Origin of the sequence: Pedobacter rhodius, assembly GCF_027213645.1 — a bacterium.
Classification (GTDB): Bacteria; Bacteroidota; Bacteroidia; order Sphingobacteriales; family Sphingobacteriaceae; genus Pedobacter; species Pedobacter rhodius.
Genome location: NZ_JAPWGL010000003.1, coordinates 509875 through 528828, shown reverse-complemented (window position 1 = coordinate 528828; position 18954 = coordinate 509875). Strand labels below are relative to the sequence as shown.

General features: G+C 36.4%; 16 protein-coding genes. 9 read left to right on the top strand and 7 right to left on the bottom strand.

The window, feature by feature from the left end:
- The first annotated feature begins 129 nt into the window (after positions 1-129).
- From O0931_RS12365 to O0931_RS12355, 3 genes are all read left to right on the top strand, one after another.
- Positions 130-1992, top strand: a complete 1863-nt coding sequence (locus O0931_RS12365; protein ID WP_269415890.1) for an ABC-F family ATP-binding cassette domain-containing protein — start codon at positions 130-132, stop codon at positions 1990-1992.
- Positions 1993-2124: 132 nt separating this feature from the next.
- A complete protein-coding gene (gene mnmG, locus O0931_RS12360; protein WP_269415889.1) occupies positions 2125-3987 on the top strand; it encodes a tRNA uridine-5-carboxymethylaminomethyl(34) synthesis enzyme MnmG in 1863 nt (620 codons plus the stop codon).
- 121 nt (positions 3988-4108) lie between these two features.
- On the top strand, positions 4109-5746 hold the full coding sequence (locus O0931_RS12355; protein WP_269415888.1) for an Ig-like domain-containing protein: 1638 nt from the start codon (positions 4109-4111) through the stop codon (positions 5744-5746).
- Here O0931_RS12355 and O0931_RS12350 read toward each other — a convergent pair.
- Positions 5736-6248, bottom strand: a complete 513-nt coding sequence (locus O0931_RS12350; RefSeq protein WP_269415887.1) for a gamma carbonic anhydrase family protein — start codon at positions 6246-6248, stop codon at positions 5736-5738. The two genes, O0931_RS12355 and O0931_RS12350, sit on opposite strands and share 11 nt — an antisense overlap.
- Before the next feature lie 64 nt (positions 6249-6312).
- The gene (nadB, locus tag O0931_RS12345; RefSeq protein ID WP_269415886.1) at positions 6313-7899 is read right to left on the bottom strand and encodes an L-aspartate oxidase; all 1587 of its coding nucleotides are present in this window, start codon (positions 7897-7899) and stop codon (positions 6313-6315) included.
- A 447-nt stretch (positions 7900-8346) separates the two neighbouring features.
- Here nadB and nadA point away from each other — a divergent pair, with 447 nt between their 5' ends.
- From nadA to thiL, 3 genes are all read left to right on the top strand, one after another.
- Positions 8347-9345 (top strand): quinolinate synthase NadA, encoded by a 999-nt coding sequence (gene nadA / locus O0931_RS12340; RefSeq protein ID WP_269415885.1) that lies wholly within the window; start codon positions 8347-8349, stop codon positions 9343-9345.
- A gap of 68 nt (positions 9346-9413) precedes the next feature.
- On the top strand, positions 9414-10631 hold the full coding sequence (locus tag O0931_RS12335) for a dicarboxylate/amino acid:cation symporter (protein ID WP_269415884.1): 1218 nt from the start codon (positions 9414-9416) through the stop codon (positions 10629-10631).
- A 169-nt stretch (positions 10632-10800) separates the two neighbouring features.
- Entirely contained in the window at positions 10801-11841 is a 1041-nt protein-coding gene (thiL, locus tag O0931_RS12330) for a thiamine-phosphate kinase (protein WP_269415883.1), read from the top strand.
- A 726-nt stretch (positions 11842-12567) separates the two neighbouring features.
- Here the strand turns inward: thiL and O0931_RS12325 are convergent.
- The 3 genes from O0931_RS12325 to O0931_RS12315 all read right to left on the bottom strand — a co-directional run bounded on the left by O0931_RS12325 (position 12568) and on the right by O0931_RS12315 (position 15309).
- Positions 12568-12660, bottom strand: coding sequence for a GIY-YIG nuclease family protein (locus O0931_RS12325; protein WP_331283629.1), 93 nt, complete (start codon positions 12658-12660; stop codon positions 12568-12570).
- Positions 12661-14034, bottom strand: a complete 1374-nt coding sequence (locus O0931_RS12320) for a DNA recombination protein RmuC (protein ID WP_269415882.1) — start codon at positions 14032-14034, stop codon at positions 12661-12663.
- A gap of 141 nt (positions 14035-14175) precedes the next feature.
- Positions 14176-15309 carry an NAD(P)/FAD-dependent oxidoreductase gene (locus tag O0931_RS12315; RefSeq protein ID WP_269415881.1) on the bottom strand — a complete coding sequence of 378 codons (1134 nt, stop codon included), beginning with the start codon at positions 15307-15309 and terminating at the stop codon, positions 14176-14178.
- A gap of 86 nt (positions 15310-15395) precedes the next feature.
- Here O0931_RS12315 and O0931_RS12310 point away from each other — a divergent pair, with 86 nt between their 5' ends.
- Positions 15396-16091 carry a zinc metallopeptidase gene (locus O0931_RS12310; protein WP_269415880.1) on the top strand — a complete coding sequence of 232 codons (696 nt, stop codon included), beginning with the start codon at positions 15396-15398 and terminating at the stop codon, positions 16089-16091.
- Between the two features lie 271 nt (positions 16092-16362).
- Here O0931_RS12310 and apaG read toward each other — a convergent pair whose 3' ends face one another.
- Together apaG and dusB are read right to left on the bottom strand one after the other, a co-directional pair.
- Positions 16363-16749, bottom strand: coding sequence for a Co2+/Mg2+ efflux protein ApaG (gene apaG / locus O0931_RS12305; protein WP_269415879.1), 387 nt, complete (start codon positions 16747-16749; stop codon positions 16363-16365).
- Between the two features lie 36 nt (positions 16750-16785).
- Positions 16786-17793: a tRNA dihydrouridine synthase DusB gene (dusB, locus tag O0931_RS12300; RefSeq protein ID WP_269415878.1), complete on the bottom strand. Its 1008-nt coding sequence runs from the start codon at positions 17791-17793 to the stop codon at positions 16786-16788.
- A gap of 43 nt (positions 17794-17836) precedes the next feature.
- On the opposite strand from dusB, the gene O0931_RS12295 reads away from it, so the two are divergent.
- Positions 17837-18763, top strand: a complete 927-nt coding sequence (locus O0931_RS12295) for a CPBP family intramembrane glutamic endopeptidase (protein WP_269415877.1) — start codon at positions 17837-17839, stop codon at positions 18761-18763.
- Positions 18744-18950: a putative signal transducing protein gene (locus tag O0931_RS12290; RefSeq protein ID WP_269415876.1), complete on the top strand. Its 207-nt coding sequence runs from the start codon at positions 18744-18746 to the stop codon at positions 18948-18950. Before O0931_RS12295 ends, O0931_RS12290 begins: the two co-directional genes overlap by 20 nt.
- Positions 18951-18954 lie beyond the last annotated feature (4 nt).

Genomic DNA, 18954 nt, shown 5'->3' with positions numbered 1-18954 from the left:
TCATTCTGCATCAGTATTCTGCCATTTTTATCTGATGCGGAACAGCTTTGAAACATCTTTACACACTCCCAAATATTTTATACTTACTTTTGCACTAATTTTCCTTTATAAATCCGAAATACAAAAAAATTGAGCACACTAATTGCGGCAGAAGGCTTAGGTCATGGTTACCATGATGAATGGCTGTTTAAAAATTTAACCTTAGGCATTAACTCTGGTCAGCGCGTGGCGTTGGTTGGAATTAATGGCGCCGGTAAGAGTACACTTTTGAAATTATTAGCAGAAAGGTTCCCTCCGCTCGAAGGTAAGATCGTTAAAAATAAAGCTGTTAAAATTGGTTTCCTCGACCAGGAACCTCAGTTTACGGAAGGATTTTCCATCAGCGACCACATATTCTCCTTAGAAAATAAGCAACAACAATTGATAAAGGAATATGAAGAATTAATTGAAGATCCCAATCCTGATGAGAAAACGCTTAACCGTTTATACGAGGAATTAAGCGAACATAATGCCTGGGAATATGAGCATGAGATTAAAACGATTTTGAATCGAATGGGCATTACTCATTTGCAACAAAAAATTTCTACGCTTTCCGGGGGACAAAAGAAACGTTTGGCTTTAGCTAAACTTTTGATTGAAGATCCTGAAATTTTAGTGTTGGATGAGCCAACCAACCATTTGGATATTGATACCATTGAATGGCTTGAAAAATTATTGACTACAGGGCAGAAAACAATTCTGCTGGTTACCCACGACAGGTACTTTTTAGATAATGTTTGTAATACCATAGTTGAATTGGATAGAGGCAAAATTTTCAATTACAATGGAAATTATGCTTATTATCTGGAAAAGAAATCGGAAAGAGAGGCACTTGATGCCACTGTTCAACATAAGAACCAGCAGCTATTAAAGAAAGAATTAGAGTGGATGAGACGTATGCCACAGGCTCGAGGAACGAAATCAAACGCCAGAATCAATGCTTTTTACGATTTAGAAGAAAAAACAAAGAAAAAGTCTGATAATCAGACCATTAACCTCCAAATGAAGATGTCTCGCCAAGGTGGGAAAATTATTGAAATTGAACATATTGCAAAATCATTTGATGGTCGTCCGATAATTAACGATTTCAGTTATACTTTCAAAAAAGGTGACAGAATTGGTTTAGCGGGTAAAAATGGTACTGGTAAATCAACACTATTAAATATTATTACAAGTCAACTAAAGCCTGATGCCGGTACAGTTGACACCGGAGAAACAACAGTTTTTGGGTACTATAAACAGGGTGGTTTGACATTCGACCCGAAGGAAAGAGTAATTGATATTGTTAAATCAGACGCTGAATACATTAAGATGGCTGATGGTTCTGTGATTACGGCTTCCGCCCTTTTAACGCTTTTCCTCTTTCCACCAAAAAAACAGCACGGCATGGTGGAAAAGTTAAGTGGCGGGGAAAAGAAGCGTTTGAACTTAATGAAGGTTTTGATGCAGAATCCAAACTTCTTAATTTTAGATGAGCCAACCAACGATTTAGATATCGATACGTTAAATGTATTGGAAGAATTTTTAGAAAACTTCCCAGGCATTCTGATGTTGGTTTCGCATGATAGATACCTGCTTGATAAAATGAGTGACCAGCTCTTCATCATGGAAGGCGAGGGTATAGTTAAAATTTACAATGGTAATTATTCTGAATATCGTTTAAGTTTAGAACAGCCGAAAGTTAAGGTAGAAGCTAAAAAAATTACTGTTCCTGCCGTGGAACAAGCGCCTGCTAAAGTTTTAAAAAAGTTAAGTTTTAAAGAACAAAAAGAACTTGAGGAAAGCGAAAAAGGAATGGCTGCTACAGAAAATAAAATAGCTGAATTGACAGCAAGTCTGTTAAAAATTGATGCGACAGATTATTTAAAAATTCAGGAAGTATCCGATGAAATTGAGAAATTAAAATTAACACTCGACGAATACACGATGCGTTGGTTGGAACTTTCGGAATAAAATATACAGTAATTTTAAAGAAGTTCTCACGTTATGTTTCACGTGGAACCTAATAAAAATGTGTTGGAAAAATTATTACAACGGTAAGAAATAAGATATGTTCCACGTGGAACATCTAAGAAAAAAAATAAAATGTTTTCAAAATACGATTTGATTGTTGTTGGTGCTGGACATGCAGGCTGTGAAGCTGCCGCTGCTGCTGCCAATTTGGGGTCATCTGTTTTACTAATAACAATGAATATGGGCACTATAGCCCAAATGAGTTGTAATCCTGCAATGGGTGGTGTGGCTAAGGGACAAATTGTGCGTGAGGTGGATGCAATGGGTGGTTATTCAGGCATTATATCTGATAAATCTACCATTCAGTTCAGAATGCTCAATAAATCTAAAGGCCCTGCGATGTGGAGTCCAAGAGCACAAATTGACAGAATGCGCTTTGCTGAAGAATGGCGTTTAGCGCTGGAAAGAACGCCAAATGTAGATATGTGGCAAGACAGTGTTATTGGTCTTTTGGTTAAAGATAATACCATCTATGGTGTGAAAACGTCTCTTGGAATGGAAATAGAAAGTAGAGCTGTTGTACTAACCAACGGAACTTTTTTAAATGGTGTAATGCACATTGGCGAAAAGAAATTTGGTGGAGGCAGAACAGCTGAAAGAGCATCTACCGGAATAACCGAGCAATTGGTTGAGTTGGGTATGGAAGCCGGTAGAATGAAAACAGGTACCCCGCCCCGAGTTGATGGTAGAAGCTTAGATTACACCAAAATGGAAGAGCAATGGGGAGATGAAAATCCCGGTAAATTCTCATTCACAGACACAGAAGTTTCAACAGACCAACGTTGCTGCTGGATTACTTATACCAATGGTGATGTTCATGAAACCTTGAAAGAGGGTTTTGAAAAGTCGCCAATGTTTACTGGTAGAATTAAAGGATTAGGCCCCAGGTATTGTCCATCTATCGAAGATAAGATTAACCGTTTTGCGGAACGCGACAGACATCAGATTTTCGTTGAGCCTGAAGGATGGAACACCTGCGAAATTTATGTAAATGGATTTTCGACTTCACTACCCGAAGACGTTCAACAGAGAGCACTTCAGTTAATACCGGGTTTTGAAAATGCAAAAATGTTCAGGCCAGGTTATGCTATCGAATATGATTTTTTCCCGCCCACTCAATTGTCTTTAACATTAGAAACTAAGTTAATCAGTAATTTATTTTTAGCTGGTCAGATAAACGGAACTACCGGTTATGAGGAAGCCGCCTGCCAGGGTTTTATGGCCGGTATAAATGCGCATCAAAAAATAAACGATAAACATGAATTGATTATGAAAAGATCAGATAGTTATATCGGCGTTTTAATTGATGACTTGGTAACAAAAGGAACGGAAGAACCTTATCGCATGTTTACTTCAAGAGCCGAACATCGTTTATTGTTAAGACAAGATAATGCTGATATCCGCCTATCTCCTATTGGCCACGAATTGGGATTAATTTCTGATGAACGTTTGGAAAAAGTTACACAGAAAGTTGCAGCGGCAGATGCGCTGGTAAAATTTACCAGAAGCCAGGGTATAGAAATGGCAGATGCAAATCCAATGCTGGAAGGTTTAGGTTCCAGTGCTTTGAATCAAAATGTAAAAATCCATAGTTTAGTTGGTCGCCCTCATGTAGGTTTACAAGACATTATCAAAGTAAGTAAACCATTAGCTGAGGCAACAAAGGGCTTGGATAACGAAACAATAGAACAGGCCGAAATAAAAATCAAATATGAAAGTTATTTCGAAAAAGAAAATGAAATCGTTGCTAAAATGCTGAAGATGGAAGATAAGGAAATTAAGCCTGATTTTGATTACAATAAAATTGTTTCCATCTCAAAAGAAGCGCGTGAAAAATTATTTAAAATAAAACCCCGCACTTTAGGTCAGGCATCTCGAATTTCTGGCGTTTCACCTTCAGATATCTCGGTTTTGATGGTTCATATAAGTAAGTAGCTGATTATCAATATTTTAAATAAAAAATAACCGGCTTTAAATAAAGCGATAAAAACGAAAAAAAATATTTTTTAATATTATCATTCCAAAAACATTAAAAACTCGTCAGAACGTCTAAAATATGCCAAATTTAAAAGCTCAGTATTTTAACCTCAAAAATTTAGCAGCTGTTTTTGCTTTGCTCCTATTTTTTGGCTGTGCTAGTATACAAACTCCTCAAGGTGGTCCGAAAGACAACAAACCGCCAAAGGTAGTTAGTATGATTCCAAAAAATCAGACCAGAAATTTTAACGCAAAGAAAATTCTGATACAGTTTGATGAATTTTTTAAAATTCAAAATGAAACCAAAGAATTTTCTATCTCACCAGAATTAGAAAAAGCACCAATATTAAAAATCAAAAAGAAGATATTGGAAATTACCATGCCCGATACCCTTGAAAAAAATACAACTTATACTTTAAATTTTGGGAAAGCCATAGCAGATATTAATGAAGCCAACGTTATTAAAAATTTATCGTACGTTTTTTCAACCGGTAACGAAATAGATTCTTTAAGCTTAAGCGGGAAAGTGACAAATTCGCTTACCGGAGATTTTGAAAAAGAAGCTACAGTATTTATTCTACCGGTAGAACGTGATAGTTTATTTGGCAAAAGACGCCCCTCAATTTACACCTTAACAGATAGTGCGGGAAATTATAAACTGAATAATTTAAGAAAAGGTACTTATAAAGTATATGCTTTAAAAGAATCAACCGGGGGGGGTGATAAGATTTATCAGCAAAGTTCCGATGAGGTTGGATACCTAAAGGAACCCTTAGTTATTGATAAAAATATTGACAACATCAATTTACAGGTGTTTAAAGAAACTGCTCCTGACTTCAGGGTTTTAGATAAAAAGATAAATACTGATGGAAGTATTTCGTTTAGTTTTACGCAACAACTCAAACAGCCTCAATTAACTGTTACTGAACCTGCTGCTTTAGATGTATCTAAAAAGGTACTCTTCAATAAAACCAATGACACTGCAAAAGTATGGCTAAATGACTTGAGCTTCGATTCTGTTAAAGTAGCCATCCAAGACCAGGGTAAACTTTTACAAACTGTTAATTTAACACGAGGTAAAAAAGATACGTATACCAGAGACCTTACACCGGCAGATAATGCCGCCAGCGGAAAGCTTAACCCTTTTCAAACTTTTACATTAACCTTTACCTTACCGGTAAATTCTGCTGATGCTTCTAAAATAACCCTACTTGAAGATTCTGTAAAACGCACGAACTTCGAACTCGTAAAAGACAGCATTAACTTCCTGCAATACCATATTAAATATCCCTGGAAAATCAAAAAGAGTTACGATATCAAATTTAATGCAGGCACTTTTACAGGAATTTTCAACTCAAAAAATAAAGATTTTACTAAAAAATTCATACTCGATCCGAAGGAAAATTATGCTACGCTTGGTTTAAATATTGAAGTTCCGGATACAACAAAAAACTATATTGTAGAATTTATCAATGAAAAAAAAGCACCTATTAAATCCTTCCTAATCAATAAAAAAACAACAATAACCTTCGCAAACTATCCGGCAGGTAAATATTTCATAAGGGTTATTTATGATGATAATAAAAATGGAATATGGGATACAGGAAATGTTAAATCCGGTACCCAACCTGAAAAAATATGGTATTCTCCGGAAGAAAAATCACTGAAACCTAATTGGGAAAGGATAGACAATTTAACGATTCCGCCTAAGCCCTGAACCAGCCTGAATACATAATATAGTTATCCGGTAATTTATTTAATAAAGCCCTTTGCTCATCAGTAATGGGCTTTATCTTTTTTGCAGGTGTACCCGCATATAAATAACCTGTTTCGCAAATCGTATTTTCTAAAACAACTGAACCGGCTGCGATAATACAGTACTGTTCTACAATTGCATGGTCCATAACAATTGCACCCATACCAATCAATACATTATCTTCCACCGTACAACCATGAACAATTGCATTATGCCCTACAGAAACCCGGTTACCAATATGTGTTGATGCTTTTAAATAAGTAGCATGAATTACCGCACCATCCTGAATGTTTGATTCATTTCCGATGGTAATGGCATTTACATCACCTCTAATCACTGCATTAAACCAAACAGAACAATTATCACCAATGGTCACATCCCCTACTATTGTGGCGTTTTCTGCAATGAAGTTATCTTTTCCTATTTCAGGATGTTTATCTTTTACCGGAAGTATTAAAGGCATAGTTAAAATGTAAGATGGTATATGTAAAATGGAGTAAGGTTTAAAGTCCTCAGAAAATTAGGGGTTAAAAAACAGTATCAATTAACTCGTTAGCATGATTTGGATAATCAGTTGTAAAGTGCAATCCCCTGCTTTCTTTCCTTTGCATTGCAGATTTTATAACCAGGTAAGCCGTTTGAATTACATTTCTTAATTCACAAAGTTTAACCGAAACCTTATTCTTTTTATAAAATTCTTCTGTTTCCTGGTAAATGAGAAACAATCGGCGATGAGCCCTTTCTAATCTGAAATCAGAACGAACGATACCGACATAATCGCCCATAACTTTCTGCAGTTCCCTTAAATTATGGGTAACCAGAACATCTTCATTACTCTGCGTAACGCCTTGAGAATTCCATTCCGGTATATGCTCAGGGATGATGTTCTTCCGGAAATTTTCAATAGCATCCTGATAGATACGATGTGCAAAAACAGTTGCCTCCAATAGTGAATTGGAAGCTAAACGATTGGCTCCATGTAAACCGGTTGAAGAACATTCGCCGCATGCATAAAGATTTTTTATAGAAGAACGTCCATATTCATCAACCAAAATTCCGCCACACATATAATGCGAAGCTGGCGTAACCGGTATATAATCTTTGGTCATATCGATACCAATAGATAAACACTTCGCATATATATTCGGAAAGTGTTTTAAAATATCAGCTTTCTTACGCATCGTAATATCCAGATACACAAAATCATCGCCAGATTTCTTCATTTCATTATCTACTGCTCTTGCAACGATATCCCGAGGTGCTAACGATTTACGTTCATCATATTCCTGCATAAATTCTTCACCATTTTTACGTCGAAGAACCCCGCCAAAACCACGAACTGCCTCTGAAATTAAGAATGAAGGATACTCTCCCGGATGGTATAACGCAGTCGGATGAAACTGAATAAACTCCATATTCCTGACTTTTCCTTTGGCCCGGTAAACCATAGCCATACCATCGCCTGTTGCAATTACAGGATTAGTTGTAGCAGAATAGACATGTCCGGCACCGCCGGATGCCATAACCGTAACATTTGCCACAATCTTTTCCACATCGTTAAGCTCTGTGTTAAAGGCATATATACCATAACAGTTAATATCTTCGGTACGCTTATCCACAAACTCACCAAGGTGGTGCTGGGTAATTAACTCCAAAGCAAAGTAATGTGTTAATATCTCTATGTTCGGATTTTCGTGAATTTCCTTTAAAAGTACACGTTCAATTTCGTATCCGGTGATGTCTTTATAGTGCAAAACACGATGCTCAGAATGACCGCCTTCCTTAGCTAAATCATAAAAGCCAGCGTTATCTTTGTCGAAATTTATACCATAGTCGATAATCTCCTGAATACGCTGAGGACCCTCTTTTACAACAATTTCCACAATTTTTTCATCGCATAATCCATCGCCGGCAATCAAAGTATCCTGTATATGCTTCTCGAAAGAATCACCTTTATCAACAACAACTGCAACACCGCCCTGAGCGTATTTAGTATTCGATTCGTCTTCATTTGATTTAGTAACAATTAAAACCTTACCAAACTTTGCCGCCTTAAGTGCAAAACTCAAACCCGCTATACCTGAACCTATTACCAGAAAATCTACTTTTCTCATTTAAAAACATTTACTTTATCAACGTTGTTGATAACTATAGAACAACTGTTAGCTATATGTAGAAATAAGACTAACAAATAAATTTGAATGTTTAAAGCTACTCTAAAAAGACAATTTGCCACAATCTTTTACTCAATTTTTAAGCACCTTTGTACAAGTAATTAACTTTTCACACCATTACAAACAATTAACATTCCAATATTGATAAAATTTAAGTCGTTTTTCGATAGTACTGAAAATCAATCTTATCATATTATAAAAATGTAATCTAAATGTTAGTAAACGATTAACAACTTATCTAAAAGAATATTTTTTTGAAACTTGCCAACATTACCAACACACTAATAAACAAACAAGATCTATTTATTTAAAATAACTTATTAATTATTGAGACGTGGAAAGCTTTATCTTTGACCAACGTCTAAATTCAAAAAAGGAAAATTAATAATGAACATTGATGTATTAGAAGAAATTAATAAAAAAGGATTCGTAGAGGAAGAAATTGATCCAACGCTCGACCTTTTTGCTGAAATCGAAAAATTAAAGAAAGAAAAGAATGCGATAATACTTGCACACTATTATCAAGAACCTGATATACAGGATATTGCTGATTATATAGGAGATAGTTTGGGCTTATCTCAGGAAGCTGCAAAAACCGATGCTGATGTAATTGTTTTTGCCGGGGTTCATTTTATGGCCGAAACAGCTAAGATTTTATCACCATCGAAAAAGGTTTTATTGCCTGATGTAAAAGCAGGTTGTTCTCTTGCTGATAGCTGCCCCCCTCACTTATTTAAAAAATTTAAGGAAAAATATCCCGATCATTTGGTCATCACTTATGTGAATTGTACGGCTGAACTTAAAGCTTTAAGTGATATCGTTTGTACCTCAACAAATGCTGTTCAGATTGTGGAAAGTTTACCAAAAGAGCAGAAGATTATATTCGGTCCGGATAGAAATTTAGGGGCTTATGTAGCTAAAAAAACCGGCCGCGATTTAGTGCTGTGGAATGGTGCATGCATGGTTCATGAAATTTTTTCTCAGGAGAAAATTACAAAACTGAAAGAACGCCATCCTGAAGCTAAGTTTATTGCACACCCTGAATGTGAAGAAGTGGTTTTAAAAATGGCTGATTATGTCGGATCCACTACAGGGCTTTTGAAATATACCATTTCCAACCCTGCAAAAGAGTTTATTGTAGCAACTGAAAGCGGCATTATCCATCAAATGGAGAAAGCTTGTCCTGATAAAACTTTTATTCCGGCGCCACCAAATAACAGCTGTGCTTGTAACGATTGCCCGTACATGAAAAGAAATACATTAGAAAAACTATATTTATGTATTAAAAATGGATTGCCAGAAGTAACTGTACCTGAACATATTATAGAACAAGCCCGTAAACCTATTCAAAGAATGCTTGATATTTCAGCAGAATTGGGGCTATAATTTTTTCACCACCTTAGACACCTAAGAAAATTAACCTTAGGTGCCTAGGCGGTAAGCAATTTTTTTAAATGAAAACAAACAACATTCTAAAAAATTATTCCGGCTTATTATGGCTTTTGGCAGGTATTACTGCGGGAAGTATTGTTGGTTTAATTTTTGGAAAAAGTGTTGAAAGTATAAAACCACTAGGTGATATATTTTTAAACCTGTTGTTTACAGCGGTAATTCCATTGGTATTTTTTGCGGTTTCATCGGCCATAGCCAATATCGATCGCGGTAAAAAATTGGGAAAATTGCTGACGGTTATGGTGTTGGTTTTTCTATCAACAGTTTTAATTTCCGCAATTTTAACTTTAGTTGCCACCCGGATTTTTCCAATCCATCAACAATTAAGTAACAGCCCATTACCTGTTGAAAACGAGAAAATTCAATCGTTTGGAGAACAAATGACTCAACTGCTAACCGTTGGAGAATTCTTCGAAATCGGGAGTCGAAAAAATATGCTTGCGCTGATTATTTTTTCAGTTTTAGTTGGTTTTTCAACTTTATATTCCGGGAAAGAAGGTGACGGTTTTAAAAACTTTTTAGTTTCGGGAAACGAAGTGATGAAAAAACTCATCATTTTGATTATGAAACTTGGGCCAATTGGTTTAGGTGCTTATTTTGCCTATCAGGTTGGTGTTTTCGGACCGCAACTTTTTGGTACTTACGCTAAAGCACTAGGTTTATACTACGGAGTTGGCGCCTTTTATTTTATTGTTTTTTTTACTTTTTATGCATTTGTAGCAGGTGGATTTAAAGCAATAAAAGTGTTTTGGAAGAATAATATTGTACCTTCCTTAACCTCGATTGGTACCTGCAGCAGCATTGCAACCATACCCGCAAATTTAGAAGGTACTTCAAAAATGGGTGTTCCGGCATATATTACAAATGTGACGATTCCATTAGGTTCTACATTACATAAAGATGGGTCGAGTATCAGTTCTATTGTAAAAATTGCCGTAGTTTTTGCGATCTTTGGAAAAGATTTGGTTCACGTAGATACCATAATTTTAGCATTAGGCATAACAGTTTTAGTAAGTATAGTAGAAGGCGGAATACCAAATGGAGGATATATTGGCGAATTATTAATGATATCCGCTTATCAGTTACCGCCCGAAGCTTTACCACCTGCAATGATAATTGGTACATTGGTCGACCCAATGGCCACTTTATTAAATGCAACCGGTGATAACGTTGCCGCAATGTTAATTGCACGTTTTACTGAGGGAAAAAATTGGATGTAACAAAAGGGTTTGTCATCCTGACGAAGGAAGGATCTGCAAGCAATGAAAGTATATACTTTGAAAGTACAGATTCTTCGTTCCTCAGAACGACAGTTTTATTCAAAGAAATTAGGCATTGCCTTATTAATTAACAAAGTTTAAATTAAAAAACCTTAACGGTTTAGAATATATGTTTGAAAATAAAGAACGCACAGATATCAATGAATTAGGTGAATTTGGTTTAATAAAACACCTTACAACTAATTTTAAAATTAGAAATGATTATTCGGTAAAAGGGGTTGGCGATGATGCTGCCGTTTTAGATGCTAAAGGCAAACAAACCCTCGTTTCTACCGATTTACTTTTAGAAGGAATTCACTTTGATTTGGCTTATGTTCCGTTAATGCATTTGGGATACAAGGCCGTTCAGGTTAACTTAAGTGATATTTATGCCATGAATGGTAAAGCCAGCCAGATTACAGTTTCGCTGGGTTTATCCAGTAAATTTCCTTTGGAAGCTGTTGAAGAAATCTATAAGGGAATTGAATTGGCCTGTAATAAATTCAATATCGATTTAATTGGTGGCGATACTTCATCCAGTAAACAAGGTTTGGTAATCAGCATTACCAGTATTGGCTATGCAGATGCGGATAAAGTTACCTATAGAAATGGTGCTCAGGAGCATGATTTGCTTTGCGTTTCAGGCGATTTAGGCGGGGCTTACGTTGGTCTTCAGATTTTAGAAAGAGAGAAATTAATTTATTTAGAAAACCCACAAATTCAGCCGGATTTAGAAGGTAAAGATTATATTATTGAAAGACAATTGAAACCAGAAGCCAGGATGGATATTGTTGCACTTTTAGAAGAAATGGATATTAAACCAACTTCTATGATTGACGTTTCTGATGGGTTGGCTTCTGAAATTCTGCATTTAGCGGAACAATCTGACAAAGGCATCACCATTTATGAAGAGAAAATTCCTTTGGATCCAATGACTTATGAAACGGCTCGTGAGCTTGGCATCGACCCTACGGTTTGTGCTTTAAGTGGCGGCGAAGATTATGAGTTGTTATTTACGATTAGTCAGGACGATTATAAAAAACTTAAAAACGATGTAGATATTACGGTTATTGGCCACGTCACCGATAAAAATTCCGGATGCAAAATGGTTTCAAAATCAAACAATGTTCATGAATTGAAAGCACAGGGTTGGAATGCTTTTAAAAGCTAAAAAGATCTTAATACGCTATGCTTTGTCATTCAGAGCATAGCGAAGAATCTTTAACAGGCATGCACTGAAGTAGTATAGCACGTAACGATAATACGGGTTATACTCATATTAACGTTAGTTTTTTATCGGTTTGGGATTCCTCGTACCTGGGAATGACATGCATAGTGACGTCATGTTCCCACTTGTCATTCAGAGCATAGCGAAGAATCTTTAACAGGCATTCACGGAAGTAGCATAGCACGTAACGATAATACGGGTTATACTCATATTAACATTAGTTTTTCATCGGTTGGGGATTCCTCGTACCTCGGAATGACATGCAGAGTGGCGTGATGTTCCCACTTGTCATTCAGAGCATAGCGAAGAATCTTTAACAGGCATGCACTGAAGTAGCATAGCACGTAATGATAATATGGGTTATACTCATATTAACATTAGTTTTTCATTGGTTGGGAGATCCTAGTACCTCGGAATGACAAGCAATTGGGAACGATTTGAGCAAGAATAATCTCAATAAAATTATTCTTCGTTGAGAATACTATCATTCAGAAAATTCCAATGTGGGTTTTCAACGTCAATTAGTGCATTCTTTTTAGCTCTACTCCAACCTTTTATTTCTTTTTCTCTCTCAATAGCATGTTCGATATATTGGTATCTTTCAAAAAAGATAAGATAATGGCAATTGTACTTTTTAGTGAATGAAAATTTATTTATGCCTTCAATATGTTATTTTAACCTAATGGCTAAATCATTAGTGACACCAGTATAAATTACTGTTCGGTTTTTATTGGTTAAGATATAAACGAAATAATTATGGATTTAATTTTCCTCCTCCAAATACTTCACATCAATTTGCTTAGTCGTTTTCGCACCTAACTTTTTAATTTTTTCGGATGTATTTGTCAAATTTCCTGAACCTATCGAAAGTTTGTTAAGTGCTTTATCATAAGCATCCTGACCATTTTTGATGTGTTTACCTATATTTTCCATATCAGAAACAAATCCCACAAACTTATCGTACATGCTGCCGCTCAAACGGGCAATTTCCATCACATTTCTATTTTGTCTGTCCTGTTTCCACATACTCGCTATGGTGCGTAGAGTTGCCAGCAAAGTAGACGGACTAACAATAACAACCCGCCTGTCCCAGGCAAAATTGAATAATTCTGCATCTTTTTGAACGGCAATACTGAAGGATGATTCAATCGGAACAAAAAGCAAAACGAAATCGGGAGAATTTATTTTATATAAATCCTGATAATTTTTTGATGATAATTCTTGAATGTGATTCTTAATTGATGCAAGATGGGCTTTTATAAAGCCTTCACGCTCTTCTTCGGTTTCGGCTGATACAGAACGCTCATAAGCAACCAAACTCACCTTAGCATCAACTACAAGATGTTTGTCGTCTGGCAAGTCAATTACGACATCCGGCTGGTAACGACCGCCTTCGGCGGATGTATGCGAGGCTTGCAGGCGATATTCCTGATCCTTCACCAAACCCGATCGTTCTAAAACTTTTTCCAGAATGACTTCACCCCAGTTTCCCTGCTTTTTACTATCGCCTTTTAAAGCTTTGGTTAAGTTATTTGCATCTTCCTGAATCATTTTACTTTGAATCTGAAGTTCAGAAATTACCCCTTTTAAAATGTTGCGTTCGTCTGATTCAGCCTTGTAAACCTTTTCGACTTTTTCTTCAAAAGCTTTGATATTTTCTTTAAGTGGATTTAAAATCAAATCTAAATTTGTTTTGTTTTGCTCTACAAATCTGTTTGATTTTTCTTCCAGAATTTTATTGGCAATTAATTCAAAATCCTTATTTAGCTTCTCTTGTGACTGTTCATAACTTATTTTTTGTTCAGCCAATTTTTCTTTCTCAGCCAGGTAAAAAGATTTTGTTCCTTCCAACTCACGATTGGCATCAGCCAGGCGATCGCGTTCTGCCTGTAATTCATCAATTAGACGTTGCTGCTCTTGTTTAAGTAAAATGGTTATGTGTGCTTGCTCCGCTGTTAAATTTGAAACACGTTCATCAGCCTTGGCTAAATTAATTTTTAAAGACTCGTTTTCGGTCTTAATTTTCTCAAATTCTTCAATGGAAATTAATGCAACAGCAGCTTGGGGTTTCTTTAAAAAAAGTAATACCGATACAATTAAAATAACGATTAATAAGGCAACAGCAGTAACATCCATAATGATAAAAATTTTAGTAAAAATCGAGATTTAAAATAAATTTACCAAAATATTTTGCTTTGAATGCTAGCTACATATTAAATTTTTTAGGAAGGATAGTGTGTAAATCTGTGGTTTACGTTTATCATTATCGATTTTAAGCTATAAACTTTTTAAAACCAATTCTGCTACATCTTCTCCGGTTTGGCTGCCCATGGCAACACCCATCCCATTACATCGAACCGCACAAAAAATATTAGGGCTGGTTTCTGTAACTATTGGGTCCAGTTGTTTACCAAAAGCCATAATTCCACTCCAGCGATAGTCGATTTCAAAATGTGTCTCCGGTAAAATAACAGTCTTTAAAAGTTTTTCTAAAGTATCTTGGACAATAGGCGTTAAACCCGGTTTGGTTGTTTCCTCAGCTCTAAAATCTAAATTTCTTCCCCCACCTAGTAACACTCTATCGTTAATATTTCTGAAATAATAGAAACCTTTATCGTAATGAAATGTACCGTTTATTTTGAGATTTTTAATTGGTTTGGTAATCAGAACTTGCCCGCGGCCTGGTTTAACATCCAAACCCGGAATTAATTTATTTACGAAAGCATTAGTGGTTACGATAACTTTTCTTCCTGTGAAGTTGCCTTGTTTGGTTTTAACCAATAATTTATGCTCACTAACGATTTCCTCAACCTCACAATTATTAAAAATAGTACAACCAAGCTTTTGTGCATATTGAATTAAGGCAAACATCATTTTTCCGGTATCTATTTGTGCTTCATAACGGTTTGCTATCAAGCCGTTAATACCTTTTAAACCAAATTTGCTAATCTTTTTATTACCAATAGAAAACGTATCGGAACCGATAACTGGCTTAATGAGCTGATTGTAATGTTCAATTTTAGCTACACAAGCCTCATAAAGAAAAATGTCGTCATCCTTAAATAATTCATACCCCCCTAATGGTTGATAATCAATCTCTTTATCACCTAAAATACCCCTTAACTTTAACAATCCTTTCCAGCGCTTTTCAATCAGCGATACAAGCCCTTCTGCACCACATATACCTTCTTGTTCTATCAGTTCAGAAATGCTTCCAAAACACGCAAAACCTGCATTTTTTGTGCTTGCGCCCGATGGTAAAAAACCACTTTCGATAATGGCTAATTTTAGCGAAGGTTCAGAAATTTTAAGGTTGATGGCAGCATTTAAACCAACAATTCCGCTTCCGATCAGAATGATATCAAAATCAAAAAAAGAAGATTTTTCCCAATAAGATAATTTGTTTGGCATAGTTTAAAATTAATACAAATATGTTGGTTTCTAATATAGGATCGCTTTTTGATATAGTGCTAAACGAAAAACATACACAAAAGAAAATGGGAGTTTATTTAATTTTAATCGTCCCGGTATTATTGCTGAGCATGTTTGTACAATGGCGTTTTAGGCATAAATTTTCTAAATACGCAGAAATGCAACTAAGCTCAGGCTTATCGGGTAAGGAAGTGGCAGAGCGAATGCTGCATGATAACGGCATATTCGACGTGAAGGTGATGAGTACCGAAGGGCAACTAACAGATCATTACAATCCGACAGATAGAACGGTAAATTTAAGTACCGACGTTTATTATAGCCGAAGTGTAGCCGCTGCAGCTGTAGCTGCACATGAATGCGGGCACGCTGTACAACATGCAAAAGCTTATGGCTGGCTTGATTTAAGAAGCACAATGGTTCCGGTAGTCAGTATTTCATCAAACTTGCTGCAATGGGTACTGTTGCTTGGTGTAATGCTAATGGTTTTTGCTGTTACACCTATCGTTTTGGCCATTGGTGTTGTTGGTTTGGCATTGGTAACTGTTTTCAGTATTATAACATTGCCGGTTGAATTCGACGCAAGTAACAGGGCGCTGGCCTGGTTAAAAAATAACCAGGGCGTTATGCAAACGCAGGAGGAAAATGCACAGGCTAAAGATGCGCTTTGGTGGGCGGCTATGACTTATGTTGTTGCTGCGATAGGCGCGCTGGCAAACTTACTTTATTACGCTTCAATGCTTTTTGGAAGAACCAGAGACTAGCTATTTTCATCTACTTATGAAAATTAAAAAAGCGGTTCGAAATTAATTTTTCGGCCGCTTTTAATTTTTTTAGAGATTTAACTATAGGAGCAAAGAAATAGAGCCCTAAATATTATCAAGAGACTTCCCGAAGATTAAATTAATTTACGCAGAAAAAATCTGCGATATTTTGTAATGGCGGGAATGAAACGATACAACTGAAAACAACAGCAACAAATTTTTATTAAAACGGATTAAAATAAAACACCGGAAGTTTTCAAGAAATAATTTATTAATTTAATTTGTAAGGAGCAATCAATAAAAACTCTGGAATATCAACATCAAATTCCACATTATCGATAAGGCGGTTCATTAAATATTTGCCTTGCATGCTACCGATATCGGTTTTTAAATTACAACCTGAAACGTAGGCGTGGCTTTCGCCCGGATTTATAATAGGCTGCAAACCAACAACACCTTCGCCTTCAACCTCTCGGCGACTGCTGTTTGAGTCGAAAATAAACCACTGGCGGCGCATTAACTGCACAGGATAATCAGAAAGATTTGAAATTTCTACGCGATAAGCGAACATAAAATGCTCATTAGCAGGATTAGAATATTCCGGCTGATAGATGGTTTCTACCGAAACCTTAACCCCATCTGTAATTGCTGTAACCATGATGATTTAACGAATGTACAAAAAGCTTTTCAAAAATCAAGCCATTTGATTGGCAGGATCGTAGTTGGCAAATTTTTCTGCCACTTCGTCTAAAATGCTGTAAATGTTATTAATATCGCCCTCCGAAACCAAACGCATCCGGTAAGGTTTAAAATCAGGCAAGCCTTTAAAATAATTTGCGTAATGTCGTCGCATTTCGAAAACACCCGTTTTAGGGCCTTTCCATTCAATGGATTTTTCCAAGTGTGTTCTGCAAACGGTAATTCTTTCTTCAATTGTCGGACCTGCCAAATGCTCACCGGTTTTAAAAAAATGTTTCACTTCGCGGAAAATCCATGGATAGCCTATTGCCGCCCGGCCAATCATAATACCATCCACTTCATATTCCATGCGCCAGTTTGCAGCCTTTTCCGGACTATCCACATCACCGTTTCCAAAAATTGGAATTTTTATTCGAGGATTTCGTTTAATTTCACGAATTAACGACCAATCTGCCTCACCTTTATAAAGCTGAGCCCTGGTTCTTCCATGAATCGTTAAAGCCTGGATGCCAACATCCTGAAGACGTTCGGCAACTTCGTAAACATTCTTTGTATTATCATCCCAGCCAAGGCGGGTTTTAACTGTAACAGGTAAATGTGAGGCTTTAACAACTGCATCGGTCATTTTTACCATTTTATCAATATCCTGGAGCAAACTTGAGCCGGCGCCTTTACAAACCACATTTTTAACCGGGCAACCGTAATTGATATCAACTAAATCAGGCCCCGCCGCCGATGCAATTTCCGAAGCCTCACGCATGTGCTCGATATCGCCACCAAAAATCTGGATGCCTATTGGTCGCTCGTATTCAAAAATATCCAGTTTCTGAATACTTTTTGCCGCGTCCCGAATCAATCCTTCTGATGAAATAAATTCAGTGTACATCATATCTGCACCATTCTGCTTGCAAACAAAACGAAACGGCGGATCGCTGACATCCTCCATCGGAGCCAGCAATAATGGGAACTCACCTAAATCTATATTTCCTATCTTAACAGACATTTTCTATCTTCAACGATTAATAAAACATACAAAGGTACAAATAATGAATGTTGTAACACCTGATAAGGAAGAAATCAACCCTTTCCTGCAATTACTTTTACTTTTATTTTACGCAGTTGTTGGCGGAGTGGTTTTCGGAATTATTGCTGTGGTTATTGTATTAATGATTTACGGACTAGGCATGATTAGCAATATCAACCAGCTTTTATCCGGAGATCCAAAATTTATAGATGGATTTAAAATTATACAAATATTAAGTTCGATAGGTACGTTTATTTTGCCACCGATAGCTTTGGCGCTTACGGCACAGAAAAAATTAACCGACTTCTATAGCTTTAAAAAGCCCAAATTAGCCCTGCTAATTCTTGTTTTGGCGATAATGGTTTTGAGTATGCCATTTATGGAATGGAGTGCAATTTGGAATCAAAAGATGGTTTTACCTGGTTTTCTTCAAAAGATAGAAGCTTGGATGAAAGAAAAGGAAGACATAGCAATGAAGCTTACCATACAGCTTTTAACCGTTCGCAGCACTTGGGATTTTATCGTAAATCTCATTATGATAGCGGTGTTACCGGCAATTGGAGAAGAATTAATGTTTCGTGGCGGTGTGCAGCGTTCGTTGACAAAAGCATTTAATAATCCCCATGCCGCCATTTGGATATCAGCAATTATTTTTAGTGCCATTCACATGCAATTCTATGGTTTTTTACCCAGGTTACTTTTAGGCGCCGGGTTTGGCTATCTGTATTATTTCAGTGGAAGTATCTGGTATGCCATGTTGGGACATTTTATAAATAATGGTTATGCCGTTTGCGTGGCTTACTATATGCAGAAACATAACATGCCACTCGATAAAGCAGAAAATCCGATCGGTTTTCCGTGGTATGGCTATTTAATTAGTGCAATAATAACCATAGCTTTGTTTAAATTTTTTAAAGATACAGCACAACGTGAGCGAAAACTGGGTTAAAGTATATACAACAGGTGATGCATTTGCCGCCGAAGTATTAAAGCAAGGATTAATCGAGGAAGATATTCCTGCGGTTGTGATCAATAAGCAGCTTTCGGCTTACAATATTGGCGAAATTAATGTTTTGGTAAATAAAGCAGATTTCGATAAAGCCATCGAATATATTGTTAAAAATGAAATCGAATAACGCC